We start from the raw sequence: 20,443 nt of genomic DNA on the forward strand, positions 1-20,443 counted from the left end.
TAAATGCGGAGTCTGTCATTGAATTTGCCCATCCCCGATAGTATAATTGCAAGGTATACTCAGTCTGTTATTTGTCTGGGACGGTAAATGGAGGGAATTGATCCGATGTTGACGACGATTGCCCGAATCGGGCAGCATGTTGGACAAGAAGTACGTTTGGGCTGCTGGCTGTATAACAAGCGCGGCAGCGGCAAGATCCAATTTTTGCAACTGCGCGATGGCTCCGGCTTTATCCAGGGGGTCGTAGTAAAGGCAGAAGTGGCTGAGGATGTTTGGGAAAGAGCATCGAAACTGACACAAGAAAGCTCTCTTTACATAACTGGGGTTGTTCGGGCGGACGATCGCGCGCCGAGCGGCTTTGAATTGAATGTGACGGGCGTGGAAATCATCCAGCTCGCGGAAAACTATCCGATTTCCTTGAAAGAGCACGGCGTGGATTTTCTGATGGACCATCGCCACCTCTGGCTGCGCACACCGCGTCAGCGCGCCGTGATGGCTATCCGCTCCGAAGTCATCCGGGCGGTGTACGAGTTCTTCCAGCAAAACGGGTTCTACAAAGTCGATCCGCCGATTTTGACGCCTACTTCCGCTGAGGGAACCACAAACCTGTTCCATACCAAGTATTTTGACGAGGATGCCTATCTGTCTCAATCGGGCCAGCTGTACATGGAAGCGGCGGCAATGGCTCTGGGCCGCGTATACTCGTTCGGACCGACGTTCCGCGCTGAGAAGTCGAAAACCCGTCGCCACCTGATCGAGTTTTGGATGATCGAGCCGGAGATGGCGTTCGTGGATCACGAAGAAAATCTGCGCATTCAGGAAGCGTTTGTCTCCCACATCGTGCAATCCGTCCTGAAGAATTGCCAGATGGAACTGAAAACGCTGGAACGCGACACGACCAAGCTGCAAAACGTGACCGGTCCATTCCCTCGCATCAGCTACGACGATGCGATCAAGCTGCTCCAGGAAAAAGGAAGCGAGATCAAGTGGGGCGACGATTTTGGCGCTCCGGACGAGACGACGATCGCAGAGCACTTCGACAAGCCGGTCTTCATTACGAACTACCCGACTGAAATCAAGGCCTTCTACATGAAGCCGGATCCGAATCGCCCGGAAGTCGTACTGTGTGCCGATTTGATCGCACCGGAAGGATACGGGGAGATCATCGGAGGAAGTCAGCGGATTGACGATCCTGAGCTCCTGGAAAAACGCTTTGCTGAGCATGAGCTTTCGGAAGAGGCTTATCGTTGGTACCTCGATTTGCGGAAGTACGGCACGGTTCCGCATTCCGGCTTCGGACTGGGACTGGAGCGCACAATCGCCTGGATTTGCGGACTGGATCACGTTCGCGAGACCATCCCGTTCCCTCGCATGCTGTATCGCCTGTACCCGTAATTCTCGTACACCCTGTTGCTGAGGGCAGCAGGGTGTTCCTATTGATTGATCATGCTTCTACCTGTTTCTGCACTCCCTTGTCATTCCAACTCAGAGGTGAAAAACGCTTTATGGATTCTCAACTATTGCAATTGTTGCAAGAAGGTGCGACGTCCGTCTCGAACCTGCTTCTCAAAATGTACAAACGCATGTTTCTGGCCGATGATGAAATGATGCTGCTCATTCATCTGCTCTCGTTTCAGCAGGAAGGAAACCGTTTCCCGACGTTGACGGAACTCGAAGAGCGCATGTCTATGCCAAACATGAGACTGATTCAATCGCTGCAGAAGCTGCTGAAAGAGGAATGGATTCGCATCGATGAATTTATTGACCCGCAAACCGGGATGCGGCATGAGCAATACAATTTGACGCCTTTGTATCGGAAGCTGTACCAAACCTGGCGAGAGCAGCAAACGAACTCTCACATGATCGAGTCGATTCATGAGCCGTATCGGCAAACGGCAGCAGCGGCTGTGGATGAAGAGCCGGTAGCCATTTACGGACGATTTGAACAAGCCTTCGGACGGCCGCTCTCTCCATTTGAACTGGAGAGCATCCACATGTGGGCGGAGCAGGACGGCTATTCGGAAGAGCTGATCTTGACCGCCTTGCGCGAGGCAGCAACGGTCGGAAAGCTGCACATTCGCTACATCGACCGCATCTTGCTGGAATGGCAAAAACAGCAAATCACAAGTGTGGAGCAAGCACGTCAATACAGCATGAATTTCCGCCGAAACCGTCAACCGCTTTGATTGTTGCAATCGAGGCGGTTTTTTTGTTGCCGTCATACCGTACGCGTACCCATTTTCGACTCTCGTCATACCCTATAGCATACTTGCACGTTGCCGGCCCTGCATCCTTGATCCCAGATCAGCAGGGGCAACAGTTTGGAGGGAATGGCTTGTGGAAAAAAAGAAGAAATGGGATCTGCCGCATTGGGTGATGCCGGGCGTTTTTTCCGGCAACTTTGTGGTAGAGGAAGCCGTCGAGCGTATTTCCATCGTCAAACCGACGGAAAAGGAAACGGAAACGGCCACTGTCAAACTTCAGGAGGCGAAAGGCGATGAGGCATCCGTGCAGACATCCCCGCTCGCGCCGGAGCAGCCGATTGAAATCATTTTGACCCAGAAGGAGTCGGTCATTCGCGATCAGGTGGAAAAGCTCGAGCTGGAAATGACAGAGTTGAAGCGGCAGCTAGCCGCCTGGGAGCAGCGATTCCGGGAGATCGAAGAAAAGCAGACGAAGGAATTGCAGTACTTGTACCAGGTCGTACTGGCTCTGAAAAAGGAGTGGGAGAGCGAGCGTAATGAAGATCGCCATCATTAGTCCGGGTCCGTTCTCCGTGCCTCCCGTCAAAGGCAGCTCAGTCGAGCACGACATCGACGAAGTGACGAAGATGATGGACCCGGAACACAGGGTCACGATCTACACTCGCACCTGCGCTACTTACCCGAAGTCTACGGTAGAGGAAAACCGGGAATTCATCCGCTTTCCCTACCAGGGGCCAGGTCCATACTTACGGCGAATCATCCGGCACATTCGCAAGCACAAGCCGGATGTCATCATGGTGGAAAACAGGCCAACCTATGTGCTTGCCTTAAAAAACCGCTTTCCCAAAATTCCGGTGTTTGTAAACATGCACTCGCATGTCTTTGCATCAAAAGGCATCATCAGCAAAGAAAAAATGAAGCGCGTAGTTCGCCTGGCATCCGGCTTTTTCACCAACAGCGAGTACCTGCGCCGCCATTTTATCAAGACGTGCAAAATACCACCGCATAAAATACATGCCGTTCACTTGGGAGTAGACGTCAGCCCGTATCAGGTAGCCAAAATCCATTATTCGATCCGCAAGCTGCGCAAACAGATCGGACTTTCGCCGGACGATCGTGTCCTTTTTTACGCGGGGAGACTGATGAGGGCAAAAGGGGTCCACGTGCTCTTAAAGGCGTTTCGTGCCGTCAGCGAGCAGGATCCGCTGGCCCGGCTCGTCATCGTGGGGGGTACGGGCTATGGCAGCAACCGCCTGACCCCTTATGTGCGCGAGCTGAAAAAATTGGCGAAGCCGCTGGGGGACAAAGTCAAATTCGTCAACTTCGTCCCCAGTGCAAAAATGCCGTTGTACTACCAGCTTGGAGACGTCGTCGCTACTCCCTCGGTCTGGCAGGAAGCGTTTTGCCGCGTCAATCTCGAAGCGATGGCTTCCGGCAAGCCGGTAATCACGACGCCGCGCGGAGGGATAGGTGAAGTAGTTGCCCATCAAAGCAGCGGATTCTTGCTTCCTCCCAAAGCGTGGAAAACGGAGCTGCCCGTCGTCTGGAATCTTCTCTGGAGCATACCGGGGATTCGGGCGGAGATGGGAAGGCAAGCGCTGCTGAGAGCCAAGCAGTTTTCCTGGTATGCGACAGCCCAAGGGTACTTGAACGTATTCGAAAGCGCACTGGGAAAACGTACGGGAGAAGAGGCTTCGCAGGAGAAGCAGCTGCTGCGTAAAACCGGATAAAGCCGTATCCCGCTTCATAGGTGCCAGCCCTTTCTTATGCGGGTGTGGACGTCAGCCCTGTCCAGATTTCGCAAGACGCATACCTTATAAGTATCGCAGAGCACTATTGGGGAGTGATACTTGTGAAAGGGTTAATCTTGTGTGCTGGACGTGGTACGCGACTGCACCCGTTCTCCTATTCGCAGCCCAAAACCCTCCTCCCTGTGGCCAATCATCCAGTATTACACTACTGCATCCGCAAACTGCGTGAAGTGGGTGTCCATGACATCGGGATCGTCATTCACCCTTCCCAAGTGCAAATCCCTCCACTCGTGGGCGATGGTAGTCGATTCGGGGCTACCATTACGTTTATTGAGCAGGAGGAACCATTGGGAATCGCCCATGCCGTCCAATTAGCGCAACCGTTTCTACATGACGAACCGTTTATTTTGTTACTCGGTGACAACTTGTTGATGGATTCGCTGCACGGGCTTACACGTGCGTTTTCAAGTACTTCGTCCGACGGAGTTGTGATGCTAAGTGAAGTGGAGAGACCACAGGACTATGGGATCGCCGAAATACAGGAAGAGCGTCTCGTCTCGGTAGAGGAAAAACCCCGCCAACCAAAGAGCAATCTGGCCGTCATTGGCGCATACCTGTTCACCAAACCCATTTTTGAGTCGATTGCTACACTTCAGCCGTCCGCCCGCGGGGAATACGAAATCACAGACGCGATACAGTCCATGATTGATCGGGGATATCAGATCGTGCACACCGTTACGAGTGGAAAGTATTCCGATGTAGGGACGATTGATCGGTGGCTGGAGGCCAATCGGTGGATGCTGACCAACGATTTGGGCAAGCGCTACCAGGTCGGCGCCGATTCGATCGTGGAGAACTGTGAAATCGTGGGACCTGTCCTGATCGGCGACGGCTGCGAGATCCGGAATTGCCGGTTGGGGCCTTTTGTTTCTATTCAAAATGGCGTGCGATTGAACAATTGTGCACATATTGAAAACAGCATTTTACTCGAGAACAGCTCACTAGAGGATGTCGCCTGGAACGTGACGGACAGCGTGTTTGGCCGTTCTTCCCACTTGAACGGACACTCCAGCGATACGAGCGGCGTCTTCCTTGTAAGCGACAAGTCTTCCATCCGAATTCCAGCTGTCAAGAGGGAGGAGCCATGAGTCCGACCTTTACCGTAGTCATTCCGACGTACAATCGTGCCAAGTTTATTCGAAAGGCGATCCGAAGCGTGATCAAGCAGACCTGCAAAGATTGGAAGCTGCTGATCATGGACGACGCCTCTACGGATAAAACGCGTGTCAAGGTAGAGAAATACTTGTTCTACCCGAATATCACCTACTATCGAATGGAGAAAAACTCGGGCATCTCCAAGGTGATGAACCAGGCGCTGTCGATGGTGGATACCCCATACCTCGTACAGCTGGATTCGGACGATTGGCTGCCGAAACGGACATTGGCGGTTCTCAAGAAGTACATTCATAAAAGCAAACCAAAAACGGCGTTGTATTACGGAAATGTGAAAATTTGGAGGGTAAAACGAGGCAAATACTACAATCCGTTCCTCGTCAAGCACAAGCATTTCCGCAACAAATACCAGTTTCTCAAATACAACCGGTGGATGGTCGCTCCGCGCTGCTACCGGGTGGCGGCCCTGAGGGAGGTCGGCGGCTGGGATACTTCCGACAAATACGAAGGGCGGATCATGGAGGATCGCCGGATCATTCTGCGTCTGATCGAGCGATACCCTGTCCGGTACATCAACAAAAAGCTGTACAATCGAACCAAACACCGCGGCCAACTGACGGACGGCAAAATGAAGCGCAGGCGCAACCACCTCAGGCGAAAAACATTCAAGTACTACCTGAAGCGGTGGGGGAACAAATTCAAACCGGTGTTTACGTACCGGAACGGTTATCTGGTTATCAAACGGCTGAAGAAAGTGAGGCGGCGGCGGCGATGACAAAAGCGCTTGTCACCGGTTGTGCCGGTTTTATCGGGTCTCATTTGACCCAGCGTCTGCTCCAGGATGGGGTGGTGGTCATCGGGGTCGACGGGTTTCTGGATAATTACGATGTGTCGGCAAAGCTGCGCAATTTGGCGGAGATCGGCAGGCATCCGGCCTTTACCTTCCATTCGACAATGCTGCAGACGCAGCGGTGGAACGAATGGCTGGATGGGGTGGACGTCGTGTACCACCTTGCCGCGCTGCCTGGCGTCCGCAACAGTTGGGGAAAGGCTTTCTCCGACTATGTCCATCACAACATCCTGGCGACGCAGCAATTGCTGGAGGCGTGCCTGCAAAGGCCGAAGCCTCCCGTGGTCGTCGCTTCTTCTTCTTCGTCCGTATACGGAACGATGCAGGGCACATTCACGGATGAGTCTGCGCCCCTTCGTCCCGTCTCTCCCTACGGAGTCACCAAGGAAGCGATGGAGCAAATTTGTCGGGTATACGTGAAAGCGCATGGTTTGCCGATCACGATGCTCCGCTATTTCACTGTCTATGGTCCCCGGCAGCGTCCGGATATGGCGTTCCACCGCTTCTTTCGGCAAATGATGAAAGGCGATCCGGTCGTGATCTATGGCGATGGCCAGCAGACAAGGGATTTCACCTTTGTTTCCGATGCGGTAGAAGCCAATATCCTGGCCGCGAAGCACGCAGCGCCCGGGGAGATTTTCAACGTCGGCGGCGATCGGGAAATCAAATTGCTCGATGTGCTGTCCATCATGGGCGGCCTGTTGAACACCACGCCCAACCTTTCCTTCCAAAAGGGGCCGGCTGGCGATTCGCAGCGCACGTGTGCGGACATCCAACTGGCCCAAACACGCCTGGGATACCGGCCGCAAGTTCCGCTTGAAGAAGGACTTCGGTTGCAATTGGCCGACATGCGCGCGCAAGCCAAGGGATAATTCTAGGGAAACGGGAGGCAAGTCGCATGCAGCGGGTCCTCGTTTATCGAAGAAAATTTCTGCCACGGAGCGAAACGTTTATCTACGAGCAATTGCTGGGGCACCAGGCGGTCAAACCGATCGTGCTGACAAGGCAGCGCCCGTTCAATCGCAAACAATTCCCTTATTCGCCGGTCTATGTGCGCAAGCGCTTGGCCGGCCTCTCCACATGGCTCCGGAAAAAAAAGGTGAAGTGTTTGCATGCGAGATTTGGACCTGCCGGCCTGGAGCTGCTCCCGTATGCACGAAAGACAAAATTGCCGCTCATCACTTCGTTTCACGGTTTTGACGCAACCAAGCGAGTCAAGGAAAACCCTGGATACAGACGCAGTTTGCGGCGTCTTTTCCGCAGAGGGAAAGCATTTACGGTTGTCAGCAACCACATGAAAAAAAGGCTGATCCGCCTAGGTTGTCCCGCCAAGAAAATTACCCTCATCCGCTCGGGAATCGATTTGCGAAAATTCCCGATGCAGCCGATCCTGCCGGTAAACGACGGGGAGTATCGCCTGCTCAGCGTAGGGCGCTTGACGGAAAAGAAGGGCATGGACACACTGGTTCGAGCGTTTGCCCGCGTACGCAAGGAATTTCCCCGTGCCAAGTTGATCATCATTGGGGACGGTGAATGGAAGCCGAAGCTGCGGCGGCTGATCAAAAAGCACAAGCTGGGCAAGCGGGTCGTGCTGAAGGGTGCTCAGCCACATCGCGAGGTGCAGCGTCAGCTCGGCAAGTGCCACGTATTCGTGCTTGCATGCAAGACCGCCCGAAGCGGCGACAAGGAAGGCATTCCGAACGTGCTGATGGAAGCGATGGCGACGGGACGGCCGGTCATCTCCACCTACCATTCGGGCATCCCCGAGCTGGTCGTGCACAAGGAAACCGGATATTTGGTGCCGGAGCGCTCACCGACCCAGCTGGGAAAGATGATCAATCACGTACTGGACTCGCAGGATGAGTGGAACCAAATGGCGGCACGAGCCAGGGAGAAAGTGGAGCGCAACCATAACATCGACAAACAGCGGGCCAAACTGGAAGACCTCTACCTGCGAGTGATGGGGAAATCAGCATCGAAGAAGCCCGCCCAAGGCTGAGTAGGGGCGGATCATCAGGAACGATATTTCTTGCTGAATCGGAAAGGGAGAGAAAAGCGTCTCCCTTTCCGATTCAGTGAAATGGATGGGGTGAAACCATGAAGGTTGCCGTTATCGGTACCGGATACGTTGGATTGACGACAGCTGTTTCGCTGGCCATGGGAGGCCATCAGGTCATCGGGATCGATCTGGTCGATTCGAAAATCGCGCAGCTTAGGCAAGGCCGATCACCGATTTACGAGCCGGGATTGGAGGAAGCGCTCGTATCAATGCTCGGGCAGGGCATGCTCGATTTTACCACGAAGATCGCAGATGCACAGGAAGCCGACGTTTTGTTCGTTTGCGTCGGAACACCGGAAGCGGCTGACGGGACAGCGAACTTGAGCTATCTGGAGGCAGCCGTATCCGATGTGCAATCGCTGCAGCGGGTTGCTCCGAGAAGTCGGGTTGTCGTCATAAAGAGTACGGTCCCGGTAGGAACGGGAGACCGGATCGCAAGTGAGCTGCGTGAAAGCAGTGACTTGCACATCGCTTCCAATCCCGAGTTTTTGAGGGAAGGGAGTGCATTGCAGGATGCCCTGCAACCTTCACGCATCGTGATCGGAACAGCAGACGAGACCGCCGCCTCCGTCCTGGAGAAGCTTTATGAAGGAGTATCCGCACCACGCATTGCAACGACGCGGGCGAATGCCGAACTGATCAAGTACGCTTCCAATGCCTTTCTCGCGACCCGCATTTCCTTTATGAACGAGCTGGCGAGATTGAGCGAAGCGCTGGGTACGGACATTACTACAGTGGCACGAGGAATGGGTCTTGACAGCCGCATTGGACCTGAATTTTTGCGGGCGGGTGTCGGCTACGGCGGTTCCTGTTTCCCTAAGGACACGATCGCGCTGCTCCAATTGGCCCAGCAGCATGGAGTGTCCTTAAGCATTTTGGATAAAGCGCGAGAAGTCAACGCCACGCAGCCGATCTGGTTTTTGCAGCAGCTGCACAAACGGCTGCCGGATTTGGCCGGGAAGCAGATTGCTGTTCTGGGGCTGGCGTTCAAGCCGGATACCGATGACATCCGGGAAGCACCTTCTCTCAAAATCCTGGAAGCTCTGCAAAAGGCGGGGGCGAAGGTGGCTGCCTACGACCCGATCGCATCGCCGGCAGTCCGTGCCATTTTCCCGCAAGTTCAGTACGCGGACAGTCCGGCACAAGCATGTCAAGGTGCGCATGCAGCGCTGCTCGTGACGGAGTGGAAGGAGTGCGTCGAGCTGGATTGGAAGTCCATCAAGGCGAGCATGGAATCGCCTCTCCTGTTTGACGGTCGCAATGCATGGCCCTCAACGCAGCTGAGGGAAGCGGGATTTTTCTATACAGGCGTAGGCAAGAGCTGATTTCTCCGAGTGGGGAGAGTCGGCTTTTTTTCTGCCGATTTGAACCGGGAGGCATAATGCGTTAGGATAATCATATGGATGATTTCACCAGCCAGCAAAAGATGAGGGAGTGATCGCGGTGAACAAAAGCAAAACGCTGCCGAAGCGCAGTGAAGTTCCTGCCGAGTACAAATGGAGGCTCGAAGATATTTATTCCACGGATGCCGATTGGGAAAAGGATGTTGAGAAGGCCAAGCAGCTGGCAGACCAAATCGCAGGTCTGAAGGGCAAGATCGGATCGTCCGGAAAAGAGCTGCTGGATGCCCTGACCTTGCAGGACGAACTGCTCAAGACCATGGATCAGGTGTACGTGTACGCCCGGATGCGGCGGGACGAGGACAATGCCAACAGCACCTACCAGGGTCTGACGGATCGAGCCAGCAGCCTGAGCACCCAAGTGTACGGGGCGATTTCTTACATACAGCCGGAAATTTTGGAGATTCCCACGGAGGAGCTGGAGAAGTGGCTGAAGGAAGTGCCGGGCCTTGATCACTATCGGATTTTGCTCGAGGAGATTACGCGTTTCAAGCCGCATACACTGACGTCCGAAGAAGAGGCTCTCCTGGCCAACATCAGCGAGCTGGCTTCGGCTCCATCCAAAATTTACGGAATGCTGAACAACGCGGACATGAAATTCCCCATGATCACCGATGAAAACGGGGAAGAAGTGGAGCTGACGAAAGGCCGCTACACGCAGTTCATGGAGAGCAAGGACAGGCGTGTGCGCAAAGAGGCTTTCGAGGGCCTGTACGCGACCTATGGCAAATTCCGCAATACGATCGCGGCTTCGCTTACTTCCGCAATCAAAGGGGATGTGTTCTACGCACGCACCCGCAAGTATCCTTCGGCATTGTACGCCGCCTTGTTCGCGGACAAGGTGGATGTGTCCGTCTACGACAATCTGATCGCCACCATCCATGAGCATCTGCCGCTCATGCACCGATACATCGCCTTGCGCAAAAAGCTCCTCGGTGTCGATGAGCTTCACATGTATGACTTGTACGTGCCGATCGTGCCGGAAGTGGACATGAAAATTCCGTACGATCAGGCTGTCGAGACGATCAAGAAAGCGCTCCACCCGCTCGGAGAGGAGTATGGCCGCGTACTGGAGGAAGGGTTTACGAACGGATGGATCGACGTTCATGAAAACGAAGGCAAGACCAGCGGTGCCTACTCCTGGGGAGCTTATACGACTCACCCGTTCGTGCTGATGAACTACCAGGACAATGTGAACAACATGTTTACGCTGGCGCATGAAATGGGGCACGCCCTGCACAGCTACCATTCGAATCACGCACAGCCGTATACGTATGCGGATTACAAAATCTTCGTGGCCGAGGTGGCTTCCACGCTCAACGAAGCCCTGCTCATGCACTACCTGCTCGAGACCACGACCGACAAGCAGCAGCGGATGTTCCTGATCAACTACTATCTGGAGCAGTTCCGCGGCACCGTGTTCCGTCAGACGATGTTTGCGGAATTCGAGAAGATCGTGCACGAAAAAGAAGAGAAGGGCGAGCCGCTGACGGCTGATTCGCTGAGCGAAATCTACCGCGAGCTCAACGTGGCGTACCACGGGCCGGATATGGTGGTGGACAGCCAGATTGATCTGGAATGGGCAAGAATTCCCCACTTCTACCGCAATTTTTACGTGTACAAGTACGCGACCGGCTTCTCGGCGGCCACATCGCTCTCCAAACAGATCCTGGAGGAAGGGCAGCCGGCTGTCGACCGCTACCTCCAATTCCTGAAGGGCGGGAGCTCGGACTATCCGTTGAACCTGTTGAAGAAAGCTGGAGTCGACATGACCTCTCCAGAACCGATTCGGGAAGGTCTGGCCGTGTTCAAGGAGCTGCTGGATGAGCTGGAGCAGCTCGCCGCAGGGAAGTAATCATACGACAAAAAGCAGTCAAGGACATACCTTGGCTGCTTTTTGTGTGAATCTGGAAATTTTGAAAAAAAGAGGTAACGTTTCCAGGTGAGTTACGTATATAGTTATGTCCATGGCAGCAGAGTCCCTCCGTCCTTGGACGGAGAACAATTTCCAACTGCTGGCTGTTTTGCGGGGCAGGGAAAAACTGGCACAATGGTGCAAGGAAATGATTGCAATTATTTGGAGGAATCAAGGTGAAAAAACGAGCGTCAATGATCGTGGCTACCCTCATGTTGGTGGCGACCGGGTGCGGCCCGGCTCCAGAAGCGCCGCAGCAGGCAGAAGCAAAAGCGAAGGTAGTGGAAGTTTTCCGGGTACAAAAGGAGGCCGCTCCCGTATCCCTGACGGTGACAGGCATGGTGGAAGCCAAACGGGACGCCGTTCTCCCATTCGGAACGGGCGGCACGATCTCAGCCATTTCCGTCACGAAAGGCTCCAAAATCGGCCAAGGACAATTGCTGGCGACGTTGGATACCAAGTACTATCAAAAGGAAGTAGAAGTCGCAGCGAGCCAGGTGGAGGAAGCGGCCGCCCGCAAATCTCAGACGCTCAAGGGCGCTACGTCACAAGCCATCGAGCAGCAGCGCCTGCAAGTAAAAAGCGCGCAGACCAGGCTGGACAAAGCGCGTCAGGATGTCGCAGTCGGCGAAAACCTCTTCGTTGGCGGAGCTATTTCGCAAAGCGAAATAAATGACCGGAAGCGGGCGTTGAGCCAAGCGGAAATCGATTTGAAAAATTCGCAGCTTGCTTTGGATGAGCTTTTGCGAGGTGCGGAGCCTGAAGACGTGGCAGTTGCCAATGCTTCGATCAAACAGGCGACGGGACAGGTGGAGCGAGCGAAAAAAAGCCTGGACGATGCCAAGATCGAAGCTCCTTTCGCTGGAACGATCGTAGACGTATACAAACAGACAGGAGAACAAGCGTCCCCCGGCGAGCAAATCATTCATCTGGTCGATTTGTCGGAAGTAAAGGTCACACTGGATGTGACCAACGATCTGATCGCTCAATTCCGAGAGAAGGAAAAGGTGCAGATCGTATCGGGTGACGGCAAGAAAAGTCCGGGTACGGTGACATTCGTGTCTCCTGTCGTCGACAAGCAGACGGGCAAATATCGGGTAGAAGTGACGGTTGCCAACCCGGACAGCTACTGGCGCGGCGGAATGACGGCGACAGTCGAGGTGCCGAGAAAGGTCGGCGGGTTTCTGGTTCCTCTGGAGAGTGTCGGCGTAAGTCAGTCCCAGCATTACGTGATGGCCATTGAAAATGGCCTGACGGTGAAAAAGGAAGTCAAAGCTGGACAGATGGTTGGCGACAAGATTGAAATTTTGTCCGGAATCAAAGAAGGAGACCAGCTTTTGCGTTCCGGCATCACGTTTTACGTCGAGGGGCAAAAAGTAGAGGCGAGGGGAGAATAGACTAGATGAACAAGATGATTCTCTTTTTGCTGAAAAGGCGGCTGATTGTCTACCTCTTCACGTTTCTGATCGTGATTGCGGGAATCGGTTCCCTGTTTAGCTTCAACGTGGAGCTTGTGCCCAAGACGAACTTCCCCGTCCTTTCCGTCAACATTTCTGGCGGTTCGATCCCGCCGGAAGAGATGGAAGATAAAATTACGAAGAAAATCGAACAAGAACTCAAGTCGATTGCGGAAATCAAAGAATACTCCTCGACGACAGGCTCAGGCTCCGTCAATATCCGGATCACAGCCGAAGAAGGCAAGGGGGACAAAGTCAAGACGGATGTGCAAAACGCGGTCAACCGGCTGCGCAACGGCTTCCCGAAGTCAGTGGATCGGGTAGAAGTCAACCAGATGAACTTCGGAGACGACGCGTTGATCGACTATGCCCTTGTTGGCGCGGATCCGCAGGCGATGCTCAGCCTGGCGAAGACGACCATCAAAGACCGGATCGAGGCTGTTCCGGGAGTGAAGGAAGTCGAAATATCCGATCGCAGCTTTGAAAACCAGATCGCTGTCACATTGCGACCAGAGCTTTTGAGCGCCTACCGGACCACCCCGGCCGAAGTGATCTCGCAGCTCCAGGAAACGAACTGGAAGCAAGCGGTGGGGACGCTGGAGAATACCGGCTTCGACACGGTCGTGATGGTAGACGATACGTACAGCACCGTGCAGGAAATGGCGGAGCTGCCGATCGAGACGCCGAACGGGATCGTCACCTTGAATCAGCTGGCCACTGTCGAGGATTTGCGCGGGAAGGTGAAGGATTCGGTCGCATTGACGGACGGAAGTGTGTTCATTCACATGAGCGTGAAGCGCGCAGAAGGCAGCGATCTGATCACCACGCAAGGCAAGGTAGAGAATGTCGTCCGTGAAATCAATGCAGAGGCGAACGGCCAGTACCAAATGAAAGTCATGGTAGAAGCAGTCTCGTACATCCAGCACGCGGTGACCAATTTGAGCCGCGATGTCATGATCGGGGGCGCGCTTGCGATCATCATTCTGTTTGTTTTCCTGCGCAACTGGCGTGTGACGCTCGTCATTGCGACGACATTGCCCCTTTCCGCACTGATGACTTTTATCGCGATGAAATTGGGCGGCTACAACATCGACATGGTCACGCTGCTGTCGCTCAGCTTGTCGGTCGGTCTCATCGTCGATGCCGCGATCGTCGTGCTCGAGAGCATCTACCATTTCCGCGAAAAAGGAGAGACACTCACGCAGGCAATCGTAAAAGGAACCCGTGAAGTATTGACCCCGGTGTTTACATCGCAGCTTACGATTATTATCGTATTTTTGCCGCTGGTTTTTGCGGACTTCGAAGACTGGCTCAAGCCAATCCTGGCCACGATTGCCTTCACGGTATCTTCTGCCATTATCGCGTCGACCATCGCAGCCTTCTTCTTCGTTCCTGTCTTCTCCGACCGCTTCTTGCAGAAGGACAAGAAGATCTCGCTGGAAGGAGAAGCAAAGGAGCACGTCATCGTCCGCTGGTTTAGCAAGCTGCTTCAGCTGGCGCTCCGCCATCGGGTGATCACCTTGCTGGCCGCAATATCGATCTTCGTCGCGGCCGGTGTGCTCACTCCGCTGATGAAGATGGGGCAGGGTATCGATGCCAATGAAAACCTGGTGTTTGCCACCATAGAGATGCCGACCGGCTCGACGCTGGAAAACACGCAGAAGGCGGCGGTGGCGGGCGAAGCCGCACTGCGGGGCATCCCGGACGTAAAAGACGTATTCTTCTTCTCGTCGAAGGAAAGCTCGGAAATTTTTATCTCACTTCGTCCAAAAAGCGAACGGGCGCACGATAAAGAAGCGCTGACTGCGGAGATAAACGACCGGCTCAAGGCGATCCCCGGGATCGAATCGATCTCGACCGCATTCGGCGGGCAAGGGACGGAAGCCCCGATCCAGCTCGACATCGTCGGCGATGACATGGAGCAAATGCGCAAGACTGCCGCGGACGTAGAAGGAATGCTCGCGACGATTCCAGGCGTCAACAACATTCGCAACGACTTCAAGGAAGGCAAGGAAAAAGTGACGCTCGTTCCGAAGCAGGAGGCATTGTCGCGTCTAAACGTAGACCCGCGCTCACTGCTTCAGCAGCTCAGCACGATGATTGGCGACCAACCGATCACTTCCATTACGAAGGACGGTATCGAGGTGGATGTCGTCGCCAAAATGCCGGATAACTGGCTGAAGCACCCGGACCAATTGCACAGCCTGATGATCAGCAGCAGAAGCGGAGCCGCCGTACCGCTGTCGGAACTGGTGGAATGGACGTACAGCAAATCGCCGGTCGTCATCACGCGTGACAAAGGAGAGAGGATCGTCACTGTGTCCGCCGAATTGCAAGGCAGCGATCTGGGAACGGTGGGCAGGCAAATCACGGAGAAACTGCCGACACTTGCGGTTCCTGCGGGGTACCGGGTCGACATCGCGGGCAAGCTCAAAGAGCAGAGCGCCAACATGACACAGGGTGTCTTCGTCTTTGCCGGTGTCCTCGCCCTGATCTACGTGGTCATGGTCGCACAGTTCGGACGCCTTTCCCAGCCGTTCATCATCCTGCTGACGATTCCGATGGCCCTGGTAGGGGTCGTCATCGGCTTCGTCCTCACGCAGCGGATATTCGGCGAAATGGCAATGATCGGGATCATCATGCTGGTCGGAATCGTGGTATCCAACGCCATTCTCCTGATCGACCGGATCAACCTGCTGCGGGGGCGCGGCATGAAACTGGCTGATGCGATCGTGCAGGGCACGAAGGAGCGGGTTCGCCCGGTCATCATGACGAAATTGACCGCCATTTTGGGCATGCTGCCGATGGCGCTGGCAATGGCGGAAGGCTCCGATCTGGAAGCGCCGCTCGCGACGGCTGTCATTTCGGGGCTGGTCTTCCACACCATCGTGACGCTTGTCCTCGTGCCTGTCCTGTATTCGCTCTTTGAAGGGGCGAAAGAAAAACGAATGGCCAAGAAAGCGGCGCGCCAGGCCAAGAGACTGGCCAAGCGGGCGGAAAAGGCCAACCTGCAGCCGACCCAAATGTAAACGTTTTGCCCGAGGAGAAGAGGAGTGTGCGGCGCCTCTTCTCTTTTCCTTTTCGTGCGTCAGAAAGTTCGGTAGAATAAAGAAAAAGCCATAAGGATAGACTGATAGGCATCGCGAAAGGGGAATGAACATGGATCTGCAATTGAAGGGCAAGACGGCGATCGTACTCGCCTCATCGAAAGGGCTGGGAAGGGCGACCGCCATTTGTCTGGCGCAGGAAGGGGCCAACGTGACGATATGCGGGCGCGACGAGGCAGCGTTGTCCGCTGTCCGCGCCGAGATCGAAAAGGAAACGGGGCGGGCACCCCTGGCCGTAACTGTTGACGTGACCAAAGAAGCGGACATCAAGCGGGTGGTGGACGAGACGGTTCGCCAGTTCGGGGGCGTACATATTTTGATCAACAATTCGGGAGGACCTACGCCAGGCACGTTTGACCAGCTCAGCGACGAGCACTGGATCCGTGCGTTCGAGCTCAATCTGCTCAGCTATGTGCGTGCGATTCGAGCCGTATTGCCGCACATGAGAGCCGAACAATTCGGCCGGATCGTCAACTTCGCGTCCTCTTCGTTCAAGCAGCCGCTGGACAATCTGATCCTGTCCAACACGTTCCGCACAGGGGTGCTGGGCCTGGCAAAAACGCTGTCCGCTGAGCTCGGCCCCGACGGTATTTTGATCAATACGATCGGTCCCGGCCGAATTGCGACGGACCGTGTGAAGCAGCTGGACGAAATAGCAGCCGAGAAGCACGGCAAGGATGCCGATGAGGTGCGCCGCCAATCGGAAGCAATGATTCCGCTCGGCCGGTATGGTCAGCCGGACGAGTTTGCCCGCATGGCGACATTTTTGGCTTCCCCTGCCAACAGTTACGTGACCGGTCAGTCCTTCCTCGTAGATGGCGGATTGGTGCGGGCCATCTAGGGAAAAATCGTAGGAAAGGAGTTTTGGCATGAGTAAAGAAAGCTCGTTTGACATCGTGTCGAAAGTCGATCTCTCCGAAGTAAACAACGCCATTCAAACAGCCCTCAAGGAAATCGAGAACCGCTTCGACTTCAAAGGAAGCAAAAGCAAGATTACGCTCGAGAAGGAAGAGCTCGTCCTCGTCTCGGACGACGAATTCAAGCTGAGCCAGGTCAAGGATATCCTGCTCGGAAAGCTGGTCAAACGGGATGTACCCATCAAGAATCTGGACTACGGCAAAGTGGAACCGGCCGCAGGCGGCACGGTGCGTCAGCACGTCAAGCTGGTCCAGGGCATCGACAAGGAAAATGCGAAAAAGATCAATGCCATCATCAAGGATACCGGCCTGAAAGTGAAGACGCAAATTCAGGATGACCAGATCCGCGTGACGGGAAAGAGCAAAGACGAGCTCCAGGGAATCATCACCGCGATCCGCAAAGCAGATCTCCCGCTGGAAGTCCAATTCATAAACTATCGATAAATGCTAGAAAAGTTTTGCTTCTAACTCTCGGACCTCTCGCGTATGTTTGTACAAATAAGTGACAAGCACGAGCGAAAGGGAGAGTAGAGACATGAGAGTCTTTATCGTCAGTATGCGCAATCTCATTTTGGGCGGGATCGTCTTTCTGATCGTACTGGTGGCGGGCATCGTTTTGTTGGTCAAAGACCCTTTGCACGTATCGGATACGTATCGGCTGGGAGATGAGAGCGTGACCGCCTCCACCGTTCCGCAGCAGTCTGGAGATGCCCAAAAGCCGTCGTTGAACATGGACATCAAGGTGGATGGAACGACTGCAGAAGTATCGCTGCTCACCCAAAATTTCCAGTTTGTCGAGGAAAACGGGGACATGAGCCAGCAGCCAGTCTTCGGGCAAGGGCACGCCCATCTGTACCTCGATGGCGAGGCAAAAGGGATGATCTACCATCCGGAATTCCTCTTGAAAAAGCTGCCCAAAGGCGAGCACGAGCTGCGTGTCGAGCTGAATTACAGCAATCACCTCCCGTACAAAGTGGAGTCGACCCAAAAGTTTGTCGTGAAGTAAAAGAAGAGCGTTCCGTTGCGGGGACGCTTTTCTTTTTTTTTGCAAAAGCACGGTGATCCTCTCTCGATTTGCTTCGGGTAGAGTTTTTTTATGGGGAGAAGGAATATGCTGGATAGAGGAGAATTCCTCTTTGGAAAGCAGAATAGTCTGAATGTTTTGGGGGTGTTTTGCATGCTGCGCAACATCACGATTGGGGATTTGTTGGACGAAACAGCCGGACGATATCCAGAGAAAGAAGCGCTCGTCTACCAGGAAAGGGGACTGCGGTACTCGTTTGCCGAGTTCCAGGGGATATGCAACCAGGCAGCAAGGGGGTTCATGTCGCTAGGGATCCAAAAAGGGGAGAATATCGCGATCTGGGCGACCAATGTGCCCGAGTGGGTCATCTCCCAGTACGCGACAGCGAAAATGGGAGCCGTGCTGGTAACGGTGAATACCAGCTACCGGACACATGAGCTCGAATATTTGCTGCGGCAGTCGGAGGCGACGACCTTGCTGCTCATCGATTCGTACCGCGATGCAAACTACCTTGCCATGATCCGCGACATTTGCCCCGAGCTGGACACGGCAAAACCGGGCGAGCTTTGTGCTGAGCGCCTGCCTCACTTGAAGAACGTCATTTACATAGGGGATGAGCGTCAGCCAGGCATGTTTTTGTGGAGCGATTTGCTGAAGCGTTCCGCCTCGGTCAGCGAGGAGGAGCGGATTGCAAGACAGCGGACGCTCGAGCCCGACGACGTCATCAACATGCAGTACACCTCTGGGACTACGGGCTTCCCCAAAGGCGTGATGCTTTCACATAACAACATTGTCAACAACGCTGTCAAAGTCGCGGGATGTCAGCGTCTGGGCCCGGAAGACAGGGTGTGCATACCCGTTCCGTTTTTTCACTGCTTTGGCTGTGTGATGGGGACGTTGGCGTGCGTAGCCACAGGGGCGACAATGGTGCCCGTGACGGCGTTCGATCCGGGTCTCGTGCTTTCCGTTGTAGAAAAAGAGCGGTGTACGGCCCTGTATGGAGTCCCGACCATGTTTATTGCGGAGCTCAATCACCCGAGCTTCGGAGAACGGGATCTCAGCTCCTTGCGTACGGGAATCATGGCTGGCTCTCTCTGTCCGACTGAGGTCATGAAAAGCGTGATCGATAAAATGGGAATTCGCGATATTACCATTGCTTATGGACAGACGGAGTCATCCCCGGTCATTACCCAGACGGTCCCGGAAGACTCGTTTGAGCGCAAAGTGACGACAGTCGGACGAGTGCATGAAGGCGTCGAGGCGAAAGTCATTGATCCTGTGACAGGTGATACCTTGCCGCCCGGTGTCCAGGGAGAGCTATGCACGCGAGGCTACCTCGTCATGAAAGGCTACTACAATATGCCGGAGCAGACGGCCAAGGCCATCGACTCGGACGGATGGCTGCATACCGGCGATCTCGCTACCGTGGATGAGGAGGGGTATTTCCGGATCACGGGAAGGCTCAAGGACATGATTATCCGCGGCGGTGAAAATATTTATCCGCGCGAGGTCGAGGAGTTTTTGTACACGCATCCGAAAATTTTGGACGTCCAAATCGTCGGGGTCCCGGATCCGCTGTACGGCGAGCAGGTGCTGGCATGCATCCGCGTCAGACCGGGGGAAGCATTGACAGAAGAAGAAGTGCTCCGTTACTGCGAGGGAAAGATCGCACGATTCAAAATACCGAAGTACATCCGGTTCATGGACGAATACCCGATGACCGCCTCCGGAAAAATCCAAAAGTTCAAACTGCGCGAGCAAGCAATCCACGACTTGGGTCTGCAGGCGGCGAGCGATACGGAAACTGCGTAAACACCCAAGACGCCGGGAACTTTTCTCGGCGTTTTTTGGCATGGGCATCAGGAAGCAGCTTTTCACCTCTTTCGCATAGTCCTGCAGGGGTGGTATTCTTCGTCTGCCGCACTCTCTCTCAGGTAATTTTGGAAAACACTGTGAACGACCGCTCTTTACATTCGGGCATGTCTCCTCTATGATGGGTGGGAAATAGGGTGAGAGGGGCAGCAGAGAGTGGATATCAGAAAATTGGGACCGGAGGATGCGGAAGCATTTGCCGCGGTCAGGCTCGAGGCGTTAAAAAACGATCCAGACGCTTTTGGATCGACTTATGGATATGAGAAAAACCGCCCGATGGAGGAATGGCGTGCCAGACTCTCGCCTGCAAACGAAGGGGAGAACGGATATTTCGGTGCTTTTGCCGATGGTGAAATCGTCGGGACGATTGGTTACTTCCGGCATAAAGGGACAAAAGCACGGCACAAGGCGGCGATCGTTTCCATGTATGTGCGCCAGGATCACCGGGGTACGGGCATGGCGGCCGGATTGATGCAGGCCGCGCTAGAGTACTTGAAGGGGCTGGGGGATATAGACCAGGTGCAGCTTGCCGTCGTCAGCTCCAACCCGGCTGCCGTACGCTTCTACGAAAAGATGGGCTTTCAGGTGTACGGACAGGAAAAACGGGCGCTGAAGGCAGGAGACCGCTTTTTCGACGAGACGCACATGTACCTGCTGTTGTAAAAAAAGCTCTGGCAATGCCCGGTATCGAAGTTTATCCCGATTGATCTGCAT

17 protein-coding genes are annotated in these 20,443 nt (G+C 54.5%); all 17 read left to right on the plus strand.

All coding sequences use genetic code 11. The features are described from left to right. Window positions 1-105: 105 nt before the first annotated feature. Entirely contained in the window at window positions 106-1,395 is a 1,290-nt protein-coding gene (gene asnS / locus RGB73_RS13640) for an asparagine--tRNA ligase (RefSeq protein ID WP_310772868.1), read from the plus strand. Between the two features lie 110 nt (window positions 1,396-1,505). After that, on the plus strand, window positions 1,506-2,186 hold the full coding sequence (locus tag RGB73_RS13645; protein WP_310772870.1) for a DnaD domain-containing protein: 681 nt from the start codon (window positions 1,506-1,508) through the stop codon (window positions 2,184-2,186). A 151-nt stretch (window positions 2,187-2,337) separates the two neighbouring features. Further along, a complete protein-coding gene (locus RGB73_RS13650; RefSeq protein WP_310772872.1) occupies window positions 2,338-2,760 on the plus strand; it encodes a hypothetical protein in 423 nt (140 codons plus the stop codon). Then, on the plus strand, window positions 2,741-3,934 hold the full coding sequence (locus RGB73_RS13655) for a glycosyltransferase family 4 protein (protein WP_310772874.1): 1,194 nt from the start codon (window positions 2,741-2,743) through the stop codon (window positions 3,932-3,934). The genes RGB73_RS13650 and RGB73_RS13655 overlap by 20 nt, the downstream gene beginning before the upstream one ends. Window positions 3,935-4,056: 122 nt before the next feature. Next, the gene (locus tag RGB73_RS13660) at window positions 4,057-5,103 is read left to right on the plus strand and encodes a glucose-1-phosphate thymidylyltransferase (protein ID WP_310772876.1); all 1,047 of its coding nucleotides are present in this window, start codon (window positions 4,057-4,059) and stop codon (window positions 5,101-5,103) included. Continuing rightward, a complete protein-coding gene (locus RGB73_RS13665) occupies window positions 5,100-5,903 on the plus strand; it encodes a glycosyltransferase family 2 protein (protein ID WP_310772878.1) in 804 nt (267 codons plus the stop codon). The genes RGB73_RS13660 and RGB73_RS13665 overlap by 4 nt, the downstream gene beginning before the upstream one ends. After that, window positions 5,900-6,850: an NAD-dependent epimerase/dehydratase family protein gene (locus RGB73_RS13670; RefSeq protein ID WP_310772880.1), complete on the plus strand. Its 951-nt coding sequence runs from the start codon at window positions 5,900-5,902 to the stop codon at window positions 6,848-6,850. Before RGB73_RS13665 ends, RGB73_RS13670 begins: the two co-directional genes overlap by 4 nt. A 26-nt stretch (window positions 6,851-6,876) precedes the next feature. Then, on the plus strand, window positions 6,877-7,977 hold the full coding sequence (locus RGB73_RS13675; protein ID WP_310772882.1) for a glycosyltransferase: 1,101 nt from the start codon (window positions 6,877-6,879) through the stop codon (window positions 7,975-7,977). 98 nt (window positions 7,978-8,075) lie between these two features. Beyond that, window positions 8,076-9,362, plus strand: coding sequence for a UDP-glucose dehydrogenase family protein (locus tag RGB73_RS13680; RefSeq protein ID WP_310772884.1), 1,287 nt, complete (start codon window positions 8,076-8,078; stop codon window positions 9,360-9,362). Window positions 9,363-9,480: 118 nt separating this feature from the next. Further along, window positions 9,481-11,292, plus strand: a complete 1,812-nt coding sequence (pepF, locus tag RGB73_RS13685; protein WP_310772886.1) for an oligoendopeptidase F — start codon at window positions 9,481-9,483, stop codon at window positions 11,290-11,292. Window positions 11,293-11,528: 236 nt separating this feature from the next. Then, entirely contained in the window at window positions 11,529-12,749 is a 1,221-nt protein-coding gene (locus RGB73_RS13690) for an efflux RND transporter periplasmic adaptor subunit (RefSeq protein WP_310772888.1), read from the plus strand. A 5-nt stretch (window positions 12,750-12,754) separates the two neighbouring features. Next, complete coding sequence (locus RGB73_RS13695; protein WP_310772889.1) at window positions 12,755-15,838, plus strand: efflux RND transporter permease subunit; 3,084 nt, start codon at window positions 12,755-12,757, stop codon at window positions 15,836-15,838. A gap of 130 nt (window positions 15,839-15,968) precedes the next feature. Then, window positions 15,969-16,757, plus strand: a complete 789-nt coding sequence (locus RGB73_RS13700; RefSeq protein WP_310772891.1) for an SDR family oxidoreductase — start codon at window positions 15,969-15,971, stop codon at window positions 16,755-16,757. Between the two features lie 28 nt (window positions 16,758-16,785). Beyond that, a complete protein-coding gene (locus RGB73_RS13705) occupies window positions 16,786-17,277 on the plus strand; it encodes a YajQ family cyclic di-GMP-binding protein (protein WP_310772893.1) in 492 nt (163 codons plus the stop codon). Window positions 17,278-17,368: 91 nt separating this feature from the next. Continuing rightward, window positions 17,369-17,839 carry a hypothetical protein gene (locus RGB73_RS13710; RefSeq protein ID WP_310772895.1) on the plus strand — a complete coding sequence of 157 codons (471 nt, stop codon included), beginning with the start codon at window positions 17,369-17,371 and terminating at the stop codon, window positions 17,837-17,839. A gap of 171 nt (window positions 17,840-18,010) precedes the next feature. Beyond that, window positions 18,011-19,669, plus strand: a complete 1,659-nt coding sequence (locus RGB73_RS13715; RefSeq protein ID WP_310772897.1) for an AMP-binding protein — start codon at window positions 18,011-18,013, stop codon at window positions 19,667-19,669. Window positions 19,670-19,885: 216 nt separating this feature from the next. Beyond that, entirely contained in the window at window positions 19,886-20,392 is a 507-nt protein-coding gene (locus tag RGB73_RS13720; protein WP_310772899.1) for a GNAT family N-acetyltransferase, read from the plus strand. Window positions 20,393-20,443: the final 51 nt, after the last annotated feature.

The sequence above is a fragment of the Brevibacillus brevis genome, from assembly GCF_031583145.1.
GTDB classification, from domain to species: domain Bacteria; phylum Bacillota; class Bacilli; order Brevibacillales; family Brevibacillaceae; genus Brevibacillus; species Brevibacillus brevis_E.